The organism is Psychrobacter sp., from assembly GCF_035469765.1.
Lineage (GTDB): Bacteria > Pseudomonadota > Gammaproteobacteria > Pseudomonadales > Moraxellaceae > Psychrobacter.
Map to the genome: position 1 here is coordinate 1 of NZ_DATIRM010000207.1, position 4527 is coordinate 4527.

Below are 4527 nucleotides of genomic sequence, written 5' to 3' on the forward strand. Positions count from 1 at the left end.
TAAGCGTTTGCCTTTATGTGAATTGTTTTCAACGGCTCATTAAAAAGGATATTCTATATATAGTTAAAATACCTTAAAAACGCTACGGTACTGCTGGTATAAATTTTTTGCAGCCTCTGTCTGCGTAGGCACAGCAAGAAAAATTGATATCAGCAGTACGTTATGTATCGATATTGCTTTTCCCTGACTATATATAGCGACATCATATTAAAATTAAGACAAAAAGACACCCTTAATTTAATAAGAAAATCAGGGGTGTCTTTTTAAGTTTAACGTCTCTGAGCTTAATATTAAAGCATTTGATCAATCGCCATCTGCGTCAATACACGGCCACGTGCGGTACGCAGTACATAACCTTGTTGAATAAGGTATGGCTCAATCACATCTTCAAGCGTACCGCGGTCTTCAGCCATCGCCGCTGCCACCGCTTCAACGCCCGCAGGTCCACCGTCAAAACGCTCATGCAATATTTCAATATAACGTCTGTCTAAATGATCAAGACCGCGCCTATCGACTGCTAACATATCGAGCGCACTACCCGCAATAGCTCCATTGATACTGCCATCGCCTCGGACTTGAGCATAATCGCGTACACGGCGTAATAGACGGTTAGCAATTCTTGGTGTACCGCGAGCACGGCGCGCAATCTCAACTGCCCCATCCTCACTCATAGGCACACGCATCAAACGCGCTGCACGGCTGACAATGGTGGTTAAATCTGCAATATTATAAAACTCTAGTCGCTGCACGATACCAAAGCGATCACGCAGTGGCGAGGTTAATAAACCTGCTCGCGTAGTCGCTGCTACCAAAGTAAATGGCGGTAAATCAAGCTTAATAGAACGTGCCGCAGGTCCTTCGCCAATCATAATATCTAACTGAAAATCCTCCATCGCGGGATAAAGAATTTCTTCAATTACCGGACTTAACCGATGAATCTCATCGATAAATAACACATCACCCGCTTCTAAGTTGGTCAGCATGGCTGCCAAATCACCCGCACGTTCAAGCACAGGTCCTGACGTTGAACGCAGATTGCCACCCATTTCTCGAGCGATGATATTGGCAAGGGTAGTTTTCCCTAAGCCTGGCGGTCCAAAGATGAGCGTATGATCCAATGCCTCATCACGCGCACGTGCCGCTTGAATAAAGACTTCCATCTGCTCACGTACCACTGGCTGACCGATATATTCCGCCAATAATGCTGGTCGAATATTGGAGTCAGGCGCATCACCTACGCCTTCTAGCGGATTAATCAAACGATCTTGCATCATATTTTTTATCATTATATTTAAAAGATTAGGTAATAAATAGCATAACCAAACGCTGTTCATAAGTCATGCAAAACATCATAAAGCGCTAGCTAAAACGAAAATAAGCGACATCTAATGTCGCTTATTTTTAATCGCTGTTTTTTTCAATCACTGCTTTGTTATAAAAACGCCGCTACTTAAAACTTTGAAACTGCTGCAGCGTGGCTTTTAACAAGCTTTGTGTATCTGCAAATGTCTCGCCATTACTTTTTGCCGCCTTAATCGCTTGTTGAGCTTCTTTCTCTTTATAGCCCAAGCTCATCAATGCGCCTTCAACTTCAGCAATGATACTGTCTTCAGCAGATATTGGTGCCGACTGCATAGCGAACTCTAAATTACTATTATCAACTTCGATATTTTTCAGCTTGTCTTTTAGCTCAATCAATAAGCGCTGCGCCGTTTTCTTGCCGATACCTGGAATACGTGTCAATGCAACTTCCGAATCTTGCTCGACATGCATTTTTAGCTCAGCAGCTGACATTGCCGACAGCATAGCCAATGCCATTTTTGCACCAACACCATTGATTTTGATCAATTGGCGAAAGACATCACGCTCTTTACGGTCGATAAAACCATAAAGCAGCTGCGCATCTTCACGGACCTGAAAATGCGTCCAAATGCTCGCCTGCTCGTTAAGACGCAACTGACAAAATGACGGTAGCGGCAGCTCAATATCATAGCCAACACCAGAGGTGGTCATGACACAGGCAGTCGGTGCCATCAAATACTGCACCTGTCCACTAAGCAATCCAATCATAATCCATCACCTTTTATAAAACTTGCAATGACATAACTTGCTCTGCAGTTATTAAATTAGCATATCTTGCCAACAAGCTTATTTATAAAAATCGACCATGCCTTCAAGGCTGATAGGACGAATTTTATGTGCTTGACCAGCAGAACCAAAGGCTTCAAAACGATTGGTACAGATATCTGACATCGCGACCATAGACGCTTTAAAGTATTTACGTGGGTCAAATTCACTAGGATTTTCGGCAAGGAACTTGCGGATAGCGCCAGTTGATGCCAAACGTAAATCGGTATCGATATTTACTTTACGCACACCATGCTTGATCGCTTCAACGATTTGCTCAACGGGCACACCATAAGTCTCACCGATATTACCGCCATTCTCATTAATGACTTTTAGCCACTCTTGCGGCACTGATGATGAGCCATGCATGACCAAATGGGTGTTAGGAATACGGGCATGAATCTCTTTTACACGCTCAATAGATAGGATATCGCCTGTCGGTGGGCGGGTGAACTTATAAGCACCATGACTGGTACCGATAGCAATCGCTAACGCATCGACATTGGTATCTTTGACAAATTGCTCAGCTTCATCAGCGCTGGTCAATAGTTGCTCGTGATCCAATACACCTTCTGCACCAGAACCATCTTCTTCGCCTGCCATACCGGTCTCAAGACTACCTAAACAGCCAATCTCGCCTTCGACTGAAACACCGCACGCGTGTGCCATTTTGACGACTTCGCGGGTAACACTGGCGTTATAGTCATAATCCATTGGCGTTTTGCCATCTGTACCAAGTGAGCCATCCATCATCACTGACGAAAAACCAAGTTGGATTGAGCGCTGACAAATTGCTGGCGACATACCATGGTCTTGATGCATCACTACTGGAATATGCGGCCACTCTTCGATTGCAGCAATAATCAGATGACGCAAAAATGCTGAGCCTGCGTAACTACGTGCACCGGCACTGGCTTGTACGATAACAGGAGAATCACAGGCGTCGGCCGCCATCATGATTGCACGCATCTGCTCTAAGTTATTGACATTATAAGCAGGGACACCGTAGTTATTTTCGGCGGCATGATCTAAAAGTTGACGTAACGATATTAAAGCCATAGAACGCTCTCTGGTTATATTTTAAAAATAGTATTTTGAAGATAGTATTAAGAAACCACTTTTTAACAATAACGACGTTGTAAGCCTTGCTTTATAAGATAAATCTTAAATAGTCGCAGCAGCAAAAAGCCGTGTTTTTTGATCGTTATTATTACGCCGTGATTATAGCAAAAATTACCACTGCTTCGTAGCGCTTAGCGGACTATTTGTTTGCCTGCGTGGTTTTCCTATCTTATTTGCAGCCTCAGACGGTCTTTCATATTAGAGGCAATCCTCTACTTTTCATAAAAACTTTGTCTGATTTTTACTCAAAAAAAAAGCCTTGGCAATCACCAAAGCTTTTTTCAAAATTTTAAAGGCTTATTAAACAACTTTTACGCCCATAGTCTGTTAATCATATTAATTAAAAGACGGAGCTTTGTGTTGCTTAATTTTTTACTACTTAGTCTTTATATAACTTAGTACTGTTGTTCTGCATCAACAGCGATATCATTTGCGCCATCAGCAACAGCATTAGCACCGTCAGCAACGGCTGATGCAGTACCTTCAACGACTTTGCTTGTGCCTTCAGCAATAGCGTCGCCAGTTTCTTGGGCAGCTACTTCAGCTTCAGCAGCAGCAGCTTCTGTATTCGCAGCAGCTTCTTCTGTGTTAACAGCAGCATCTTCGCCAGCTGACTCAGCAGCAGCTTCCGTTTTATCTTGGGTTTCTTGGCTACATGCAGTGATTGCAAAAGTACCAGCAAGAACACTAGCAAGTAATAAATGACGTTTTAACATAACAAATCCCTCATAAATAAAGCATGTCAAATACATGGTTTGCGGTATTTTATAGAGTGCAAATTAGACATGCAATAACAATTTTCAGTATAGAAACAAATAATTACCACTTAATAATAATCGATGACAACCTGCACTTATCGCCTTGAAAACAATAAGATATGAATAGTAGCCAAAATATTATCCGTACAGCGTACATTAGATATTAAGGCTATGTTGTACGGCTAATGTTACTCATCTGCTAAAGTATCGTTAAGAAGTTATTCAATAATCTGTAAAGCAGCAACCGCTGGCAAGACTTTACCTTCTACAAATTCTAAGAATGCACCGCCACCCGTTGACATGTAGCTAACGCCATCCGCTACTTGATATTTATCAATCGCAGCAAGCGTATCACCGCCACCTGCAATCGAGAAACCTTGGCTATTTTTGACCGCTTCTGCCACGATTTTAGTGCCTTGACCAAATGCATCAACCTCAAAGACGCCAACCGGACCGTTCCATAAGATGGTTTTAGCATTGGTAATCGCAGCTGCCAATTTCATGGCACTATCTGGCGCAA

General features: G+C 42.7%; 5 protein-coding genes. All 5 read right to left on the reverse strand.

Features of this window, described 5'->3' with window-relative positions:
- Positions 1 to 290: 290 nt before the first annotated feature.
- Positions 291 to 1271, reverse strand: a complete 981-nt coding sequence (gene ruvB / locus VLN09_RS05850; protein ID WP_325244582.1) for a Holliday junction branch migration DNA helicase RuvB — start codon at positions 1269 to 1271, stop codon at positions 291 to 293.
- Between the two features lie 175 nt (positions 1272 to 1446).
- Positions 1447 to 2070: a Holliday junction branch migration protein RuvA gene (ruvA, locus tag VLN09_RS05855; RefSeq protein WP_325244574.1), complete on the reverse strand. Its 624-nt coding sequence runs from the start codon at positions 2068 to 2070 to the stop codon at positions 1447 to 1449.
- A gap of 78 nt (positions 2071 to 2148) precedes the next feature.
- The gene (gene fba / locus VLN09_RS05860) at positions 2149 to 3186 is read right to left on the reverse strand and encodes a class II fructose-bisphosphate aldolase (protein ID WP_325244576.1); all 1038 of its coding nucleotides are present in this window, start codon (positions 3184 to 3186) and stop codon (positions 2149 to 2151) included.
- A 458-nt stretch (positions 3187 to 3644) separates the two neighbouring features.
- Positions 3645 to 3965, reverse strand: a complete 321-nt coding sequence (locus VLN09_RS05865) for a hypothetical protein (RefSeq protein WP_325244578.1) — start codon at positions 3963 to 3965, stop codon at positions 3645 to 3647.
- 260 nt (positions 3966 to 4225) lie between these two features.
- On the reverse strand, positions 4226 to 4527 hold a 302-nt coding region (gene pgk, locus VLN09_RS05870), incomplete at its 5' end, for a phosphoglycerate kinase (RefSeq protein ID WP_325244580.1).